This window comes from Pseudomonas sp. URMO17WK12:I12 (genome assembly GCF_000514395.1).
GTDB lineage: Bacteria > Pseudomonadota > Gammaproteobacteria > Pseudomonadales > Pseudomonadaceae > Aquipseudomonas > Aquipseudomonas mucoides.
This window is the reverse complement of the sequence record NZ_AZVV01000009.1, coordinates 218,596-238,275: the sequence shown is the minus strand read 5'-3', so window position 1 is coordinate 238,275 and position 19,680 is coordinate 218,596. Positions and strand designations below refer to the sequence as shown.

General features: G+C 59.0%; 12 protein-coding genes. 7 read left to right on the top strand and 5 right to left on the bottom strand.

Going from position 1 to position 19,680, the window contains the following annotated elements; all coding sequences use genetic code 11:
- Positions 1 to 93 precede the first annotated feature (93 nt).
- A complete protein-coding gene (gene nfuA, locus D882_RS0113620; protein ID WP_007946504.1) occupies positions 94 to 678 on the bottom strand; it encodes a Fe-S biogenesis protein NfuA in 585 nt (194 codons plus the stop codon).
- Positions 679 to 894: 216 nt separating this feature from the next.
- Positions 895 to 3,192, bottom strand: a complete 2,298-nt coding sequence (locus D882_RS0113615) for a fatty acid cis/trans isomerase (RefSeq protein WP_027923766.1) — start codon at positions 3,190 to 3,192, stop codon at positions 895 to 897.
- A gap of 155 nt (positions 3,193 to 3,347) precedes the next feature.
- On the opposite strand from D882_RS0113615, the gene metH reads away from it, so the two are divergent.
- Together metH and D882_RS0113605 are read left to right on the top strand one after the other, a co-directional pair.
- A complete protein-coding gene (metH, locus tag D882_RS0113610; protein WP_027923765.1) occupies positions 3,348 to 7,058 on the top strand; it encodes a methionine synthase in 3,711 nt (1,236 codons plus the stop codon).
- 190 nt (positions 7,059 to 7,248) lie between these two features.
- Positions 7,249 to 7,467 (top strand): DUF2970 domain-containing protein, encoded by a 219-nt coding sequence (locus tag D882_RS0113605; protein ID WP_027923764.1) that lies wholly within the window; start codon positions 7,249 to 7,251, stop codon positions 7,465 to 7,467.
- On the opposite strand, the gene D882_RS0113600 is transcribed toward D882_RS0113605, so the two are convergent.
- Positions 7,464 to 8,537, bottom strand: coding sequence for an ABC transporter substrate-binding protein (locus D882_RS0113600; protein WP_027923763.1), 1,074 nt, complete (start codon positions 8,535 to 8,537; stop codon positions 7,464 to 7,466). The genes D882_RS0113605 and D882_RS0113600 overlap by 4 nt on opposite strands.
- Positions 8,538 to 9,059: 522 nt before the next feature.
- Here D882_RS0113600 and D882_RS0113590 point away from each other — a divergent pair.
- Positions 9,060 to 10,718, top strand: coding sequence for a nitrite/sulfite reductase (locus D882_RS0113590; protein WP_027923762.1), 1,659 nt, complete (start codon positions 9,060 to 9,062; stop codon positions 10,716 to 10,718).
- Entirely contained in the window at positions 10,702 to 11,196 is a 495-nt protein-coding gene (locus D882_RS0113585; protein ID WP_027923761.1) for a DUF934 domain-containing protein, read from the top strand. Before D882_RS0113590 ends, D882_RS0113585 begins: the two co-directional genes overlap by 17 nt.
- A 52-nt stretch (positions 11,197 to 11,248) precedes the next feature.
- On the opposite strand, the gene D882_RS0113580 is transcribed toward D882_RS0113585, so the two are convergent.
- Together D882_RS0113580 and sohB are read right to left on the bottom strand one after the other, a co-directional pair.
- Positions 11,249 to 14,992, bottom strand: a complete 3,744-nt coding sequence (locus tag D882_RS0113580) for a dermonecrotic toxin domain-containing protein (RefSeq protein WP_027923760.1) — start codon at positions 14,990 to 14,992, stop codon at positions 11,249 to 11,251.
- A 183-nt stretch (positions 14,993 to 15,175) separates the two neighbouring features.
- Positions 15,176 to 16,198: a protease SohB gene (gene sohB, locus D882_RS0113575; RefSeq protein ID WP_027923759.1), complete on the bottom strand. Its 1,023-nt coding sequence runs from the start codon at positions 16,196 to 16,198 to the stop codon at positions 15,176 to 15,178.
- Between the two features lie 204 nt (positions 16,199 to 16,402).
- Between sohB and D882_RS0113570 the strand changes: the two genes are divergently transcribed.
- The 3 genes from D882_RS0113570 (at position 16,403) to D882_RS0113560 (ending at position 19,639) form a co-directional block, all read left to right on the top strand.
- Positions 16,403 to 17,113: a histidine phosphatase family protein gene (locus D882_RS0113570; protein ID WP_027923758.1), complete on the top strand. Its 711-nt coding sequence runs from the start codon at positions 16,403 to 16,405 to the stop codon at positions 17,111 to 17,113.
- Positions 17,114 to 17,180: 67 nt separating this feature from the next.
- Positions 17,181 to 17,495, top strand: coding sequence for an SCP2 sterol-binding domain-containing protein (locus D882_RS0113565; RefSeq protein ID WP_027923757.1), 315 nt, complete (start codon positions 17,181 to 17,183; stop codon positions 17,493 to 17,495).
- 296 nt (positions 17,496 to 17,791) lie between these two features.
- Positions 17,792 to 19,639, top strand: coding sequence for an amidohydrolase (locus tag D882_RS0113560; RefSeq protein WP_027923756.1), 1,848 nt, complete (start codon positions 17,792 to 17,794; stop codon positions 19,637 to 19,639).
- The last annotated feature ends 41 nt before the right edge of the window (positions 19,640 to 19,680 follow it).

Sequence of the window (19,680 nt, the reverse complement as noted above, 5' to 3'; positions counted from 1 at the left end):
CCATCGCGAGCAAGCTCGCGATGGGGCCACTGAATTTCACCCATAAAAAAACGGCGCTCACGGGGCGCCGTTTTTCATGTCGCAGCGAACACCTTAGTAGTAGGCGTTTTCTTTCTGCGTGTGGTCAGTCACGTCACGCACACCCTTGAGCTCAGGAATACGCTCAAGCAACGTGCGCTCGATGCCTTCCTTCAGGGTCACGTCCGCCTGGCCGCAGCCCTGGCAACCGCCACCGAATTTCAGCACGGCAATGCCGTCTTCAACGACATCGATCAGGCTGACCTGACCGCCGTGGCTCGCCAGCCCCGGGTTGATTTCGGTTTGCAGGTAGTAATTGATGCGCTCATTGACCGGGCTGTCGGCGTTGACCATCGGTACTTTGGCGTTTGGCGCCTTGATGGTCAGCTGGCCGCCCATGCGGTCAGTGGCGTAGTCGACCACCGCATCGTCCAGGAAGGCTTCGCTGAACGAGTCAATGTAAGCGGTGAAGCTTTTGAGCCCCAGCGCCGTGTCTTCAGGTTTTTCTTCGCCCGGCTTGCAGTAGGCAATGCAGGTTTCGGCGTACTGGGTGCCAGGCTGGGTGATAAAGACGCGGATGCCGATGCCCGGGGTGTTCTGCTTGGAGAGCAGGTCAGCCAGGTAATCGTGGGCGGCGTCGGTAATGGTTATAGCGGTCATGGAAACTCCTCGCAGGCTTGGGCGCAGTTTACGCCAATCAACGCGCCGCACAAAGTCCTAGTATTTTTGTCGGGAAAGATTCCGACGATCCCCTGATCCCTGATCCCCTGTGGGAGCGAGCTTGCTCGCGATAGCGTCCTGACAGTCAGCATAAATGTTGATTGATCCGACGCCATCGCGAGCAAGCTCGCTCCCACAGGGGGGTGTCGCGGTGAGTCAGAGGTTTTGGTAGCGGTTCATGTCCAGCACACCCTCTTCCACCGGATCGGTCTCGTGGACATAGCGACTCAGGTCGTGGAAATAGAACCAGAATTGCGGATGACTGCGGCGAATCCCCCAACGTTCGACGATTTTCTCGAAGCCGTCATCGTCCTTGGCGTTTTCCATTGCATCGACGAACGCCGGCACCTGGTCGGCCGGGATGTTGAATATGAAATTCGGGTAACTGCTGAGTACGCCCGGGAAAATCGTCAATGTGTCCAGCCCCGGCTGGTAGCGCAACGATTCACCCAACAGGAACGCCACGTTGCTGTGCGCACGGTTGCGCAGCAGGCTGTAGACCTCGCGCTTGCCGCTCGTCGTTTCGATGCGCAACATCGTCGCTTCCGGCAACTGGTCGATGACCTTCAAGCCCGCCGCCGGCCTCGATGTCAGGCGACTCAAGGCCTGTTCGGCGCCCTGCAAGGCCGGGTCGATGTTCGGTCGCGAGCAATAGGCGCCGTCGCAGCGGTTGATCGGGTCGGGGGTGGCATTGAGCTCGCCGTAACGGACCAGCAACTGTTGGGCGAAGTCGCGCTTGGGGTCCTTCTCGTCGAGCTTTAACGCAGTGGGTTTGTCGTCATCGATGGACTCATAGTCCAGCCACATCTTGAACTTGCCGCTGTTCTGGTACCAATCGTCAAGGTAGGCGTCCCGGGAGTCCGCCGGCATCAGACGCAGGAAGTTCTGCTCGGCGCCGTTACGGATCAGGTCGAAGTACAAACGGGTCTGGGCCTGGTGAGAAACGTTGCCGAACACGTCGAAGTTCACCGCCAATTGATAGTAGGTACGCTCCAGCAACGGGAAGTCGAACAGCCACATCGTTTGCGGCACATCGCCGATCAGGCCTTTGTTCACCGATGCACTGTCAAAGTGCCGGAAGATGCTCAGCAGCGCGTTGTCATTCCCCGCCCACAAGGCCGACCAGCTCGGTGCCGGTACATCGGCGTAGCTGTCCCGACGCAGTGCTTCGTACTCGTTACGCTTGTCGCGGTAGTCATGCCACAGGCTCAAGACACTGCCGACATCATCGTTTTGGCCGGGCATGGCCAGCAACGGCGTCGCCTGGCCGCGGTAGTTGGGATCGATGATATAGAGGTCGTGTTCAGGGGCCTGGAACAGCGCCCAGAAGTTATCGCGGATCACGTCCGTGGCGATCTGGCCACGGCAGACCGGGCCACGAATAAAGGTGCGCACAAAGTATTCGGCGTTATCCAGCATGAACTGGTAGCGCGCCTGCGCCGGGATCGCCTCGAAGGTAGCGAACGGATTGGCCCGCCGTTCAGGTCCGTAACCTGGCGAGGCGTTGACCTGCCAGTCGCCGCTATAGAACAGGCTTTTGACCCGCGCCATCTTCGCCGCACTCAGCGGGTAGGTGATGTGGGTCTTTTGCACAATCACGCCCTGCACCGGCCACAGGCGGTAAAACACCTGAGTGCCCGGGTCGTCATTCGGGCGCCGGGTGTTGATCAGGTCAATCGGCTGGCCGGTGGGCGTGCGCGAACGCACCCACTGGAAGAAATGCCCGGGTTCGCCGTCCTTGAAGTAGATATGCGCAAGAAACCAGTGCTCGAACAACCAGCGCGCCACCAGGCTTTGCCGGGAGCCGGGCGCGTTGAGCAGGTTTTCCCATTGCACCACCTCCTGTGCTTCTTTTGCGCTTGGCACCAGCCCCACCTCATCGATCGGCGCACCCGACGCCAGCCAGCGCTGCAACGTCTGATATTGCTGATCGGTCAGGCCGGTGACCGCCAGCGGCATGCCCTCTTTGGGATGGGAACTGGCGTAATTGTCGAACTCTGCGGGCGTGGCGCACATGTTTTCCCGGTTCAGACCGAGAACGATGTCTTGCGGTAATTTGATGTTGGGTTGCAATGGGGTTTTGTGGCCCAGTTCCAGCATCCGTGCCATCAACGCGGCCTGACTGCCCTGGGCGTCAAGCATCGGATAGAAGCCCTTCTGCTGCCAGGCGTGCTTGCCGAACGCGTCGTAAAACAGCCGCGTCGGTGCCGCAGCGGTACTGCGGTCGCCGTCGTAGACCGTGACTTTCGTGGCGCCCCGCGCCGCCCCTTCGCCACTGCCCAGGTTGAGCTGGCAGGGGGCATCGTTGCACGCATGGCAGGCGACGCACTTTTCGGTAAAGATCGGTTGGATGTCGCGGCTGTAGGAAATCGCAGAGGACATGGCCGGACCTTGCGCCGCGGCGCCCCAGCTTAAAAGCAGCATGAAAATGCTGGTGATGACGCGATACGACATATCCCTGGTCCCAATCATGAAAAATCGCGGCGATTCTACCGGTCAGATACCCATACCAACATGAACGATATTCATGCAAAACCGGGTGATGCTCTAAAAGCGCACAGGTTTGCTATGATCCCGCCCCTTCGTCATGGTCTTTCCGAGTAGTCCAAATGTCCGATCGCAGTGTTCGCCTTCAAGCTCTCAAGCACGCCCTCAAAGAGCGCATCCTGATTCTCGATGGCGGCATGGGCACGATGATCCAGAGCTACAAGCTCGAAGAGCAGGATTACCGTGGCAAACGCTTTGCTGACTGGCCAAGCGATGTCAAAGGCAACAACGACCTGTTGGTGCTGACTCGCCCGGATGTGATTGGGGGTATCGAGAAAGCCTACCTGGATGCCGGCGCCGATATTCTGGAAACCAACACGTTCAACGCCACCCAGATTTCCCTGGCCGACTATGGCATGCAGGGCCTGGCGTATGAGTTAAACGTAGAAGGCGCACGCCTGGCCCGCAAGGTGGCTGACGCCAAGACCCTGGAAACCCCGGACAAGCCACGTTTCGTCGCTGGCGTGCTTGGCCCTACCAGCCGCACCTGCTCGCTGTCCCCGGACGTGAACAACCCCGGTTACCGCAACGTGACCTTTGATGAGCTGGTGGAAAACTACACCGAATCCACCAAGGGCCTGATCGAAGGCGGCGCCGACCTGATCCTGATCGAAACCATCTTCGACACCCTGAACGCCAAAGCCGCGATCTTTGCCGTGCAAGGCGTGTTCGAGGAGCTCGGCATCGAGTTGCCGATCATGATTTCCGGCACCATCACCGACGCCTCCGGCCGTACCCTCTCCGGCCAGACCACCGAAGCGTTCTGGAACTCCGTGGCTCACGCCAAGCCGATCTCGGTCGGTTTGAACTGCGCCCTCGGTGCCAGCGAATTGCGTCCGTACCTGGAAGAGCTGTCGAACAAGGCCGGCACCCATGTTTCCGCGCACCCGAACGCCGGTCTGCCGAACGAGTTCGGTGAGTACGACGAACTGCCGGTGGACACTGCCAAGGTCATCGAGGAGTTCGCTCAAAGCGGTTTCCTGAACATTGTCGGCGGCTGCTGTGGCACCACCCCTGGCCACATCGAAGCCATCGCCAAGGCCGTAGCCGGTTACGCACCGCGTCAAATTCCGGAAATCCCCAAGGCCTGCCGCCTGTCGGGCCTGGAACCGTTCACCATCGACCGCAGCTCGTTGTTCGTCAACGTCGGTGAGCGGACCAACATCACCGGCTCGGCCAAGTTCGCCCGCCTGATCCGCGAAGACAACTACACCGAAGCCCTGGAAGTCGCCCTGCAGCAGGTCGAAGCAGGCGCCCAGATAATCGACATCAACATGGACGAAGGGATGCTCGATTCGAAGAAGGCCATGGTGACCTTCCTCAATCTGATTGCCGGCGAGCCGGACATCTCCCGCGTCCCGATCATGATCGACTCCTCCAAGTGGGAAGTGATCGAAGCCGGCCTGAAATGCATCCAGGGCAAGGGCATCGTCAACTCGATCAGCATGAAAGAAGGTGTCGAGCAGTTCATCCATCACGCCAAACTGTGCAAGCGCTACGGTGCCGCGGTGGTCGTCATGGCCTTCGACGAAGCCGGCCAGGCCGACACCGAAGCGCGCAAGAAAGAAATCTGCAAACGCTCCTACGACATTCTGGTCAACGAAGTCGGCTTCCCGCCGGAAGACATCATCTTCGACCCGAACATCTTCGCCGTGGCCACCGGTATTGAAGAACACAACAACTACGCTGTGGACTTCATCAACGCTTGCGCTTACATCCGCGACGAACTGCCGTACGCGCTGACCTCGGGTGGCGTGTCCAACGTGTCGTTCTCGTTCCGAGGCAACAACCCGGTGCGTGAAGCGATCCACTCGGTGTTCCTGCTGTACGCGATCCGCAATGGCCTGACCATGGGTATCGTCAACGCCGGCCAGCTGGAGATTTACGACCAGATCCCGCAAGAGCTGCGCGACGCCGTCGAAGACGTGATCCTAAACCGCACCCCGGAAGGCACCGACGCCCTCCTCGCCATCGCCGACAAGTACAAGGGCGATGGCAGTGTCAAGGAAGCCGAGACCGAAGAATGGCGCGGCTGGCCGGTCAACAAGCGCCTGGAACATGCGCTGGTCAAGGGCATCACCACGCACATCGTTGAAGACACCGAAGAGTCGCGCCAGTCGTTCGCCCGACCGATCGAAGTGATCGAAGGCCCGCTGATGTCCGGCATGAACATCGTTGGCGACCTGTTCGGCGCCGGCAAAATGTTCCTGCCGCAAGTGGTGAAATCCGCCCGCGTAATGAAGCAGGCCGTGGCCCACTTGATCCCGTTCATCGAACTGGAAAAAGGCGACAAACCGGAAGCCAAGGGCAAGATCCTGATGGCAACGGTGAAAGGCGACGTGCACGACATCGGCAAGAACATCGTCGGCGTGGTGTTGGGCTGTAACGGCTACGACATTGTCGACCTCGGCGTGATGGTCCCGGCGGAGAAAATCCTGCAAGTGGCCAAGGAGCAGAAGTGCGACATCATCGGCCTGTCGGGCCTGATTACGCCTTCGCTGGATGAAATGGTCCACGTCGCCCGTGAAATGCAGCGTCAGGACTTCCACCTGCCGCTGATGATCGGTGGCGCGACCACCTCCAAAGCGCACACGGCGGTGAAGATCGAGCCCAAGTACAGCAACGACGCGGTGATCTACGTGACGGACGCCTCCCGCGCCGTGGGCGTGGCGACGCAGTTGCTGTCCAAGGAGCTGAAACCGGCGTTTGTCGAGAAGACCCGCCTGGAATACATCGACGTTCGCGAGCGCACGGCCAACCGCAGCGCGCGCACCGAGCGCCTGAGCTACCCGGCTGCGATCGCCAAGAAGCCGCAGTTTGACTGGAGCACTTACGCACCGGTCAAACCGACGTTCACCGGCTCCAAGGTGCTGGACAACATCGACCTGAAGGTTCTGGCCGAGTACATCGACTGGACGCCATTCTTTATCTCCTGGGACCTGGCCGGCAAATTCCCGCGCATCCTCCAAGACGAAGTGGTCGGTGAAGCCGCCACCTCGCTGTATGCCGATGCCCAGGAAATGCTCGCCAAGCTGATCGATGAAAAGTTGATCAGTGCCCGCGCGGTGTTTGGCTTCTGGCCGGCCAACCAGGTGCGCGACGATGACATCGAAGTCTACGGCGACGACGGCAAGGCGATTGCCAAGCTACATCACCTGCGCCAGCAGATCATCAAGACCGACGGCAAGCCGAACTTCTCCCTGGCCGACTTCGTCGCGCCAAAAGACAGTGAAGTCACCGACTACGTGGGCGGGTTCATCACCACCGCCGGCATCGGCGCCGAAGAAGTGGCCAAGGCTTATCAGGACGCTGGCGACGATTACAACTCGATCATGGTCAAAGCCCTGGCCGACCGCCTGGCCGAAGCCTGCGCAGAATGGCTGCACCAACAAGTCCGTAAAGACTACTGGGGTTACGCCAAGGACGAAACGCTCGACAACGAGGCGCTGATCAAAGAGCAATACACCGGCATCCGCCCTGCTCCGGGCTACCCCGCGTGCCCGGATCACACCGAGAAGTCCACGCTGTTCAAACTGCTGGACCCCGAAGCCGAAGAGCTCAAGGCCGGTCGCAGCGGCGTATTCCTCACCGAGCACTACGCGATGTTCCCGGCGGCAGCCGTCAGCGGGTGGTACTTCGCTCACCCGCAGGCGCAGTACTTCGCCGTGGGCAAGATCGACAAGGATCAGGTGCAGAGCTACACCTCGCGCAAAGGTCAGGAGTTGAGCGTGACCGAACGTTGGCTGGCCCCGAACCTCGGGTACGACAACTAACCAACCGACGGGCCACAATACGGTGGCCAACCATGATCCCCTGTGGGAGCGAGTCTGCTCACGAAGGCGGTGGACCAGGCGATATTCATGTCGACTGACACGACCTCTTCGCGAGCAGGCTCGCTCCCACAGTTGTTTGTGCTGTCCGTAGGTCTATGCTTACGGCTCACACACACGTGACGAGGGGTTTATGGACGATCCAGCAGACAACAAGCCGCCGACCTTCTGGCAGATGCTGCAGAGCGTCATGGCGGCGGCGTTCGGGGTACAGAGCGGGAAGAACCGGGCCCGGGATTTCACCCACGGTAAACCGAGTCATTTTGTGATTCTGGGGATTTTGTTCACGACCGTGTTTGCCTTGACCCTGTACGGCATCGTGCAACTGGTGCTGCATCTGGCCGGGGTTTAGCGCATCAGTGTTTGCAAGCTGAACGGGTAGCGATAGGTGGTCGGCCGCCCTTTGGCCGAGAGTCGACGGAAGTTCACGCCGTAGTCAGGCGAGGCCCCCAACGCCAGCAGGCGTTTGGCTTGCGTCTTGTCGATCAGTTGCAACAGCGGGATCAGCCGGTGGCGGCCACCGTACAGATCAAGATCAACGCCCTGGTCATAATCATGCAACTCCACCAGCGCCCAACCACCTAAAGTGAAGTGACCGCCCAGCAGCACGCTAAGGCGTCCATCAATCATCGCCTGCAAGGCGGCGGGAGAGGTGTTGACGGCACTAAACAACACGTCTTTTCCGGGTTTTCCACCGCTCTCCTCAAACGCCTGCATCGCACCAAACGCCATTTCATCATTGGCTGACCACACCAGAGATATCTGCGGATAACGCCGGAACAACAACTTGGCCTGCTCATAGGCGCGGTCCCGGGTCCACCCGCTATAGACCAATTGGCGCAAACGCACTTCAGGATGCTCGGCCAATGCGCGCATCATCCCTTGCTCGCGCAATTGCGCAGACGGAGTGATTTTCAGGCCGGAAAATGCCAATAGCTCGATAGGCTTGCCGGGCGTTGCCGGTGGATGCTGACGGATCAGCTCCTTGAGCATCAGGTAACCGCCCTCCTCGTCGTTGGGCACCAGGCTGCCCAGGTGATCGGGGCGCTCACCCAACAGGCTCTGCTGGTTGGCCGTCAGCGACGCGTTCACCATGAACAGCTTTACACCACTGCCCTGGGCCAGGCGCAGGATCTGTGGGGCGACATATTGTTCATTGACGAACATCAGATAGTCCGGGCGATCGGGACCTTGCAGCGCCTGACGGGCTTGCGCCACCGTGAGTTCGGGCATGCGCTGGGCATAAAGAATTCGCAGGTCAACCCCCAAATCTCTGGCGGCGGCCTGCATAAATTGCGCGTAACTGACCCAGAAGGCTTCCTGGGTGGTACCAGGGCTCAGGAACAACACCGATTCCGCACGCGCAACCGGTCCGTAGACCGTGCCAAGCAGTAGCACAATGGCGTAGAAAAACTTCAACATTAACGTCCGAGCCCCCGGAAAATCGCCGCGCATTATAGCCAGTGAAGTTCCGTAATACGGCGTTTATTCCGGTTTTTGTCCGACAATCGTCGGAACCGGGCCCGGACGGGGTCGGTTATTGATGGCTGACCCAGAACACTGCCGTGCCCACGACCAAAATGATCAGGAAAAGAATCGCCCAAGCATCGACCGTGCTATCAGGTTTTGTCGCTTTGGTAGGGTTGCTCATTGCATCGCCTCTTGTCGGTTTTATCGGTGATTGCATAAAGACTCGACCACAGTAAAGACGACGATTGCCCGCACCACAAATAAGGGTTTAGTCATCACAGTTCTTATTAGTCGTTTTGGTTCTTTACATATACTCAAACATCACTTTTGCGCATAACTGCAAACTGGTATCTTGCCCCGGCTCCGTAGGGAGAGCGCGGCCGTGCGCGCAGAATTGCAGAGGTTCTTTCGGACTCCGCCAAGCACAAAAACGCAGCTGTATCCGAGCGACCCAAGCCTGAGAACAGGACTTATATGTACGTATACGACGAATACGATCAGCGGATCATCGAGGACCGCGTCAAGCAGTTCCGTGATCAGACCCGACGCTATCTGGCAGGCGAGCTGAGCGAAGAAGAATTCCGCCCCCTGCGCCTGCAAAACGGGCTTTACATCCAGCGTTTCGCGCCGATGTTGCGTGTGGCGGTGCCTTACGGCCAACTGACTTCGCGTCAGGTACGCATGATGGCCAAGATTGCCCGCGACTATGACAAGGGCTATGCCCACATCAGCACCCGGCAGAACGTACAGTTCAACTGGCCGGCCGTGGAAGACATTCCGGACATATTGGCTGAACTGGCGACCGTGCAGATGCACGCGATCCAGACCAGCGGCAACTGCCTGCGCAACGTCACCACCGACCAGTTCGCCGGCGTCGCCGCCGATGAACTGATCGATCCGCGCCCATGGTGCGAGATCGTCCGCCAGTGGACCACGTTCCACCCGGAATTCGCCTACCTGCCGCGCAAGTTCAAGATCGCGGTCAACGGTTCGACATCTGACCGCGCCGCCATCGAAGTGCATGACATTGGCCTTGAGCCCGTGCACAACGCTGCCGGCGAGCTGGGCTTCCGTGTACTGGTCGGTGGGGGTCTGGGCCGTACGCCGGTGGTGGGCGCGTTCATCAATGAGTTCTTGCCGTGGCAAGACCTGTTGAGCTACCTCGACGCCATCCTGCGGGTCTACAACCGCTATGGCCGTCGCGACAACAAGTACAAGGCGCGGATCAAGATTCTGGTCAAGGCGCTGACGCCTGAAGTCTTCGCGCAAAAAGTCGACGCGGAAATGGAACACCTTCGCGGTGGCCAGACCACGCTGACCGAGGCCGAACTGCATCGCGTCGCCAAGCATTTTGTCGACCCCGACTACAAGGCCCTGGACAACCAGACCGCCGAATTGGCCGAGCTCGACCAGCAGCACCCGGGCTTTGCCCGCTGGCGCACGCGCAATACCCTGGCGCACAAGAAGCCGGGCTATGTGGCCGTGACCCTGTCGCTGAAGCCAACCGGTGTGGCACCGGGTGATATCACCGACAAGCAGCTCGACGCCGTGGCCGACCTGGCCGATCGTTACAGCTTCGGTCAACTGCGCACGTCTCACGAACAGAACATCATCCTGGCCGACGTGGAACAGTCCCGACTGTTCGCGATGTGGGGCGAGTTGCGCGAGCAAGGTTTCGCCACACCGAACATTGGCTTGCTGACGGACATCATTTGCTGCCCTGGCGGTGATTTCTGCTCGCTGGCCAACGCCAAGTCGATCCCGATTGCCGAATCGATCCAGCGTCGCTTCGACGACCTGGATTACCTGTTCGACATCGGTGAGCTGGACCTGAACATCTCCGGTTGCATGAATGCCTGTGGTCACCACCACGTCGGCCACATCGGCATCCTCGGGGTGGACAAGAAAGGCGAAGAGTTCTACCAGGTGTCCCTCGGTGGCAGCGCCAGCCGTGACGCCAGCCTGGGTAAAATCCTCGGCCCGTCTTTCGCCCAGGAAGCCATGCCTGATGTGATCGAAAAGCTGATCGACGTGTACATCGAACAACGTACCGAAGACGAGCGGTTCATCGACACCTACCAGCGTATTGGCATCGACCTCTTCAAGGAGCGCGTCTATGCAGCGAATCATTAAGAACAACGAAGTCGTCGACGAAACCTGGCACTTGCTGCCCAAGGACTTCAACATCGACGAGATCAGCAACTGCGATGACCTGATCGTCCCGTTGCAGCTGTGGCGCGAACACAGCCGTATGCTCAAGGCCCGCGATGGCGGCCTGGGCGTCTGGCTGGATGCCGACGAAGAAGCTGAAGAAATCGGTGACGACGTGGATCAGTTCAAGGTGATTGCCTTGAACTTCCCGGCGTTCACCGATGGCCGCAACTACTCCAATGCTCGCCTGCTGCGTGACCGTTACGGTTTCAAAGGTGAACTGCGAGCGATTGGCGATGTACTGCGCGATCAGTTGTTTTACATGCGCCGCTGCGGTTTCGACGCGTTTGCAGTGCGCCCCGATAAAGACCCGTACGAAGCCCTGGAGGGTCTCAAGGACTTCTCAGTGACGTACCAGGCCGCCACCGACGAACCGCTGCCGCTGTTCCGTCGCCGCTGATGGTCAAACCTTGAACCCCTTTCGGGGTTCAAGGTTCCCCTCCCGCTTTACGTCAAAGATTGGCACGCTCCTCCAGTGCCCTGAAAGCCGCCATCGGATGTTCAAAGCGTCCGCTGCTGCGACTCAATCGATTCCACATTTCCTCAGACGCATCAGCCTCGTTCAACAATCGCCAGACCCGCGCCTGCAGTGACCAATAACTGACTTGAAAGTCGGCCGTCAGACTCAGCCTGTCGATGACGGCTAAAAACCGGGTGCCGGAAGGTTTGCCCGCCAGTCGTTGCCAAAGGGCCTGTCGGGACTGTTGCAACGCGTCGTCGTAGTCTCGCAGCCATACACTCGGCGAGCCATAGCCAGCGCCGGGGGCGTTGAGCCATAAATTGATGCCGGTTTCCTCTCGATGGCTGACCAATCGGCGCAGCGTGTCTTCGTCTGTCAGTGGATTCCCCAAGAGCAACACACGATCATCTGCGACTGCCTGGTTTATGACTGCTGGCGGTATCCGGGTGATCTGGTTATCCCGTAAATCCAGAGACGTCAGATAGGGCTCATCCTTGATACCGATCGGGCATCGGGTGATTTGAGTGTTTCTCAGGTTGAGCTGACGTAGATCGTTCATGCCCATCACCAATGGCGGCACGCCCAAGGGGTTGTCACTCAAGTCCAGCGTTTGCAAATGAGTCAGGTCACGCAGTTGTGAAGCGGCACTGTCAGTGAGTACCAGCTGTGTGCCACGCAAGTTCAGCGAGCGAAGAGGTGCCATTTGTTCGATGGCGGGCGGCAAAGCGCGACCAGCATCGCCAGCCACGAAGTAGTTCCGCAAGTCCACGCTTTCAAGGTCCAACACTTCAAGGTTCGCAAAACACTCCAGAAACCCGTTCAAACTGTCCTGCTCTGTCAGATGAAAACCTCGCATCAGTAACTGGGTCACATCGTCGAACCTGACGTTCATCGTGGGTAATCGGTGATAGTTCTCAAAGTTCATATCCAGCGTGGCATGTGGCGCGTCTCCGCGCTTTTGCCAAAGGGCGACCAATTCCTCGGCGAGCTCTTTCCTGAGCGATCGTTCGTCCTCCAACTCATCCATGAAAAGGTCAACGTTATGGGCCGCAATTTGCGCAGGGCTCATATTCGCTGCCTCGGCATCGCCAATCGCCAGAAACGGAAGATCCATGTCATTGACGTCATCGGCAACCTGGTCGATCCAACCGCTTAAATCGGTGTTGAGTTGTTGTAGCTGTTGCATCAACCCATCGATATAAGCCTGCGTATTGTTGCCCACACGTTGCAGTACTTCATCGGCCTGCGCTGAGGTGAAGTCGGGATAAATCTCCTTGAGTTGCAACCTCATCATCTCGTGGGTCATGGCTTCGCCTTGAGGCGTCGACGGATAACCTCCGCCGCGCAAGCCCTGAGGCTCGAACGTCAGCCCGCTGTCCATCCGTTGTAATCCGAGCAGGGTTTGCGAGCGAGGCAGTGCCACCGCGCCAATCTTGAGGCGCAACTCACTGACAGGATCATCAGATGTCAGGTGTAACGCCGAACGTTCGTCATCTGACAGGATCCCGAGGACAGCTTCGTAAAAGTCCGATTGCACGCCTTGTCGCTGATACCGATTCCTCACCCTGATGATGCTTCGACAATGAGCGGCATCGAGCGGACCACTGCGGTCCAGCACCCGGCCAGCAGGCGAACGGTCAAAAATGTCTATTCGAAGATCTTTGGGCCATCCCGGTAGATGCGACAGTGAATGCAATGCCAGAGTGTCCGTCTCGGCATTGACGACTGCCCCAAGGTAAAGGCCTTCGTAGGCCCGGTTCAGGCGCACATGCTGCTGGTACTGACGTGCTTTGCTGTCCAGGCGTTTGAACACTTGCCTGATCTCCACAACGTCAGGCGTCGCGCGGATGTCTATGCCATAACGGTCGAGCATTTGCTCAATGGCGCTTTTGGGAAGCCCTGGGTATTGGCGCTGAAACAGCCGGACCCATTCGTGCTCCGACTGCTGCAGCGCGGCGTATCGACTGTTGAACAGCTCGGTTTGCCCGGCCGAGCGCAGCTCCAGATCGAGCTTGAAACGGCTGATCGTGTCAGCCAGTAAAGGCGTCGGTGGCCGCCCGGCGTTCATCAAGCGCAGCATGTCGTCGTCTACCGTGCTGACCTTGCCGATTTGCGCCAGGACTTCATCGCTGAATGACGCCACTGAGGGGCCGATCCCGCGAATCAGTTCCAGTCGGGACAGACCGGAAGGCGCTGCTGTCACACTCTTTGTCGCCGGCATGACGATGGCGGCGTGTTCACTTGTCTTGACGGCCTCGGCCTCAGCCCTTCCAACACTGACATCTGCTGCCGCACCTGCCAGCGGCAGCGCGTTGAGCAAGCCAAATACTGTGCGCGTCACGCCCTCTTTGCGCAGGTTCGGCGTTTCGCCGTTCACAGCCTGATCCAGTCCATAACCGGCATCGATGAGCCCGGCCAGCGCCAGCACCCCCTCTCCCCCCGGCAGAAACAGGGCCAGGGGCCCAAACCGGTTGATCCATTGCACGACCGGCTCGACAACAGCACTCAAATTGTCTCGATTGACTTGAGCGTCATCCCGGATGGTTTGGACGCTTTCCCACGCAGCCTGTTTCATGGTCGAAACCAACTGTGCAAACGGATCGGTCGCGGGGGGCTGATCCTCGAAGCCGATATATTCGGCAGGCTCCCAATAACCATCATTATTAAAGAAGCCGGCATTTTTTGTCAGCCAGTGCTCATGCGGGTAGATGGCCATTCCATCCAGCGCCGTCAAAACACCGGCATGGAAGGTTCCATCCTGTCGATCGTCGTCGGCAAAGTGAGCGGCCAGCGCTTGCCTGGTTGCGCTGGCCTTGCTCTGTGCAACCACCCATCGGTGCAATTGCGACACATCAGCGAAGTCATGCAGGGGTGAAGAGTTACCCGGAATGTACATCAATACCCGAGGGCTGGCGGTGAGACGAAAAGTCCAGATATCGGTCGCTGTATAGCGGTACAGCTTCAGACGCCCCGCCGTGACCGTGGAGGGGATCAGGGTCGGTGCTTGCAGCGGTTCGATAGTCAGTGATTCCCATGCCTGATCCACCGGCAAACCTGCAGCCTGCATGGCCAGCTCCAGGCCCTTTTTACTCAGGCTTTGTTCATGCCGTTGCAGCGCGGCGGTCATGACAAATGCCGCTTTGACCGAGGTTCTCAGCGCATAGGGTTGCGGCGCAACGAGCGCCTCATCGGACGGCCAGGCGTGATCAAGATACGTCTTGTACAAGCCCTGCAAATCCAGTTCCCAGACCCATCTCTTGAAGTCAGCCGATTTAATGGGGACTTGCGTCAACGGCCCATAGGCTTGCGGGATGGTTTGGCGATAAATGCCTTCATAGCTCTGGTGATTGCCACTGCCGCGGTCAGCGAATTCGTCAACGTTTTGCACGATTCGAACCGACGGCCCGATGTCCGGCGGCGCGTAAAAGCCGAAAGCGCTTTCGGCAAAACGTCCATCGCCCACGGTTTGATAGTTGGAAAGCAGCGCTTGCAGTAGCGATTGTGAACTCGCCACTTGGCCCTGCTGAATGCCATCCTGCGCAGGATGTCCCTTGTAGTTGTAATCGAGGGTGGCCAGCAAGCAGGTTTGGGGATCAATGTCCGTCCCCCACTTTTCCTTGATCAAACGTGCGCCAAATTGGTCTGGGGTTTGTGGCAACGCGATGTTCACGGCGGCCATGAGCTCGTCACGCATCCCTGGCGGGCCGGCAACGTTGTCTTGATTGAGATTGGGCATGTGCATTCCATTGCGAACATTTGGAACACCACCCTAGCCAGCCGCCATTCCATCGGATGCAGGAGCGGGTCGACAGACGGGTTAGGAGATTTCGCCATTTCAGGAAGGATTGCGACCGTTCTGAAGGCAAAAAAAACCGGGAGCTAAGTCCCGGCTTTTTTTAGAGCGAAGCTGCGCTGACGGTTACCAAAAGCGTTGCTGGGTCAAACGGCTCCACCAGGTCAGCAAAACGCGATCGACTGAACCGCTGGCCGCCATGCCAATACGCTCTTGCAGGCTTTTTCGCTCGGCATAGTGCAGGTGAAAGAGCTCGGCATTTTTTGCCCGTTCGGCGAGGTACTCATCGCTGGTCTTGAGTTCGTCGACCAGTTGTTTGTCGAGGGCGGCGACACCGAGCCAGATCTCACCGGTGGCCACTTCATCGATGGCCAGTTGCGGGCGATAGCGCGCGACGAAGTTTTTGAACAACTGATGGGTAATGTCCAGGTCTTCCTGGAATTTCTCGCGCCCCTTCTCGGTGTTTTCGCCAAACACGGTCAGGGTGCGTTTGTATTCGCCGGCGGTGAGCACTTCAAAATCGATATCGTGCTTTTTCAGCAAGCGATTGACGTTGGGCAACTGCGCCACGACACCGATCGAGCCGAGGATGGCGAACGGCGCGCTGATGATCTTCTCGCCGATGCACGCCATCATGTAGCCGCCGCTGGCCGCAACCTTGTCGATGCAGATGGTCAATGGCACGCCGGCATTGCGGATCCGCGCCAGTTGCGAGGACGCCAGGCCGTAACTGTGAACCATGCCGCCGCCACTTTCCAGGCGCAACACCACTTCATCCTTGGGCGTGGCCAGCGTCAGCAGCGCGGTGATCTCGTGGCGCAGGTTCTCGGTGGCAGACGCCTTGATGTCGCCGTCGAAATCCAGCACGAATACCCGTTGCCTGGCCTCAGGGGTTTTCTTTTGCTTTTTCTCGGATTTGGCCTGGGACTTGCGCAGGGCCTTGAGCTGATCCTTGTCGAGCAAGGTTTGCTCCAGGCGTTCACGCAGCCCTTTGTAGAAATCATTGAGCTTGCTGACTTGCAACTGGCCGGCCGCCTTGCGTCGACCTTTGCTGCGCAAGGCCGCAAAACTGGCCAGGACCACCAGAATGGCGATCACCAGTGTCACGGTCTTGGCCAGAAAGCTGGCGTACTCGGTGAAAAACTCCACAGTGACTCCTTCATGACGATGCGCGACTTAAAACACGCGCGGGATGTGTCCAGCATACCCATGCGCCAGCTCGACGGCCAGCCGTGAAACCTCTGGCAACAGGCCTGTAACGGCCATTTCAAACAAGCGTATGTTTTTTCATTGACAGCTCAGCGCCATCCTCATAACCTCGCCAAACCTTCAACGTACCGGGATGACGCGGACGTGGGCAGTATCTATTTGATTCGACATGGCCAGGCCTCCTTTGGTGCAGACGACTATGACGTCCTGTCGCCGACCGGTATTCGCCAGGCAGAAATCCTTGGCCAACACCTGGCCGAGCTGGGTATCAGCTTCGATCGCTGCCTCTCGGGCGACCTGCGCCGTCAGCAACATACTGCCAACAGCGCGCTGGAACAGTACGCCGCCGTGGGCCTGCCGGTGCCGGCCCTGGAAATCGATCCTGCCTTCAATGAGTTCGACGCCGACGCGGTCATCCGCGCGTTGCTGCCGGCCATGCTGGAAGACGAACCCGAGGCCCTGGACATCCTGCGCAACGCCGCGCAAAACCGCGCCGAGTTCCAGCGCATCTTTGCCCTGATCATCGAACGCTGGCTCGCCGGCACTTATGACACGCCGGGCCTGGAAAGCTGGCTGGGCTTTGTCGAACGCGTACAAGCCGGCCTGCAGCGCATCCTGGAAAGTGCCGACAGCACCCAGAAAATCGCCGTGTTTACCTCCGGCGGCACCATCACTGCCCTGCTTCACCTTATTACTCAAATGCCTGCCCGGCAGGCATTCGAGCTGAACTGGCAAATCGTCAACACCTCGCTCAACCACTTGAAGTTCCGTGGTCGCGAGGTGGCACTGGCTTCCTTCAACAGTCACGCACACCTGCAACTGCTGAAGGCCCCGGAACTCATCACGTTTCGCTGAGTCCGGACTATTGTGACCCTGGCTGTAATCACCCAGCTCTAATAATTACCCAAGAAAGGATCGAACCATGACCTCCGTAGCTGATGCCGTACAAGCAATGAAAGCCAAGTTCAACCCAGCCGCTGCTGCCGGTCTGGACCTGGTATTCGGTTTCCGCATCGACGACACCAAGAACTTCTCGCTGATCATCAAAAACAGCACCTGCGAACTGCAAGAAGGCGAAAACCCGGACGCCCAGGTCACTCTGGTGATGGACGGCGATACCCTGGAAGGCATCGTTGACGGTTCGACTGACGGTATGCAAGCGTTCATGGGCGGCAAACTGCGCGCTGAAGGCGACATGATGATGGCCATGAAACTGTCCGAGCTGTTCCCTGGCTAAGACCGCGGCTCCCGGCCCTCGGGAGCCTTGTCTGGCTTATCAACGAATCCCGTCCATTGTGGCGGGATTCGTCGTTTTCCGCCCCCCGAAAACACCGCCTGTGGATTCACCGTCTATATTCCTTCTGGCCGTATGCATCAGACATCGGCTGTTTGCCCCCCGATCACATTGCGCGGAGCACGGCCATGAGCCCACCTGACGACCCTGACGGTTTTAACCGCCGACGTGTACTGCAAGGCCTTTCGGCAGGTGCTGTCGGTGCCTGGATCAGCCCGCTCTTCGCAGGGAGTAAAACCATGCCCGATGCCCCCGCCGACCTCATTCTGTACAACGGACGCCTGCACACCGTCGATCGCAAAAAACCGCAGGCCAGCGCGGTCGCGATCAAGGACGGACGTTTTGTGGTGGTCGGCAGCGATGCCCAGGCCATGGCCCTGCAAGGCCCCGGGACGCACATCATCGACCTGCACGGTCGCACGGTGATTCCCGGCCTCAACGACTCGCACCTGCATCTGATCCGTGGCGGCCTCAATTACAACCTCGAACTGCGTTGGGAAGGCGTGCCGTCGCTGGTCGATGCCTTGCGCATGCTCAAGGATCAGGCCGATCGCACACCCACGCCGCAATGGGTACGGGTGGTTGGCGGGTGGAACGAGTTCCAGTTTGCCGAAAAACGCCTGCCAACGATTGATGAACTGAACAAAGCCGCGCCCGACACCCCGGTGTTTGTCCTGCACCTCTATGACCGCGCCCTACTCAATCGCGCCGCCCTGAAAGTGGTCGGTTACACCCGCGACACGCCGAACCCGCCGGGCGGTGAAATCCAGCGCGACGCCAACGGCGACCCGACCGGCATGCTGATCGCCCGCCCCAATGCGATGATCCTGTATTCGACTCTGGCCAAGGGGCCGAAACTGCCGCTGGAATACCAGGTCAACTCGACCCGCCAGTTCATGCGCGAACTCAATCGCCTCGGCATCACCAGCGCCATCGATGCCGGCGGCGGCTATCAGAACTATCCCGATGACTATCAAGTGATCCAGCAGTTGGCCAAAGACCAGCAACTGACGGTGCGCATCGCCTACAACCTGTTCACCCAGAAACCCAAGGAAGAACTGACCGACTTCAAGAACTGGACCAGCACTTCACACTACGGCCAGGGCGATGATTTCCTGCGGCACAACGGTGCCGGGGAAATGCTGGTGTTCTCGGCGGCGGATTTCGAAGACTTCCTTGAGCCGCGCCCGGACCTGCCGCAAACCATGGAGCAAGAACTGGAACCCGTGGTGCGCCACCTGGTGGAACAACGCTGGCCGTTCCGTTTACACGCCACCTACAACGAATCCATCAGCCGCATGCTCGACGTGTTCGAGAAAGTTAACCGCGACATTCCATTCAACGGTCTGCCGTGGTTTTTTGACCACGCCGAAACGATCACGCCGCAGAACATCGAACGGGTCAAAGCCTTGGGCGGTGGCATTGCGATTCAGGACCGGATGGCGTTTCAAGGCGAGTATTTCGTCGACCGTTACGGTGCCAAGGCGGCCGAGCACACCCCGCCCATCGCACGCATGCTCGCCGAAGGCCTTCCGGTCGGCGCCGGCACCGATGCCACGCGTGTTTCCAGCTACAACCCCTGGACGTCGATGTATTGGCTGGTCAGCGGCCGCACCGTCGGCGGCCTGGAACTGTACCCGCAAGGCCTGAGCCGCGACACGGCGCTGGAGCTGTTCACCCACGGCAGTGCCTGGTTTTCCTCGGAACAAGGCAAAAAGGGTCAAATCAAAGTCGGGCAACTCGCGGACCTGATTGCACTGTCGGCGGACTATTTCCACATCGAAGATGAAGCGATCAAATGGATCGAGTCGGTGCTGACCATTGTCGATGGCAAGATTGTGCATGCCACCCACGAGTTCGAAAAACTCGGGCCGCCGCCGATTCCTGTGGTGCCGGAATGGTCGCCGGTTACCAAGGTGCCGGGGCACTGGAAACACCTGACGCCGATGACCGCGCAGGTTCATCAATGCGCAGGTGCCTGCGCGGTGCATGCGCACAGCCATGAGCGGGCGCGGATGTCGTCAGCGCCGGTCAGTGACTTTCAGGGATTCTGGGGCGCGTTTGGCTGTTCGTGTTTTGCGTTTTGAAAAGAACCGCTAATCCGACTGCGTCGACGCGATCCCGTAGC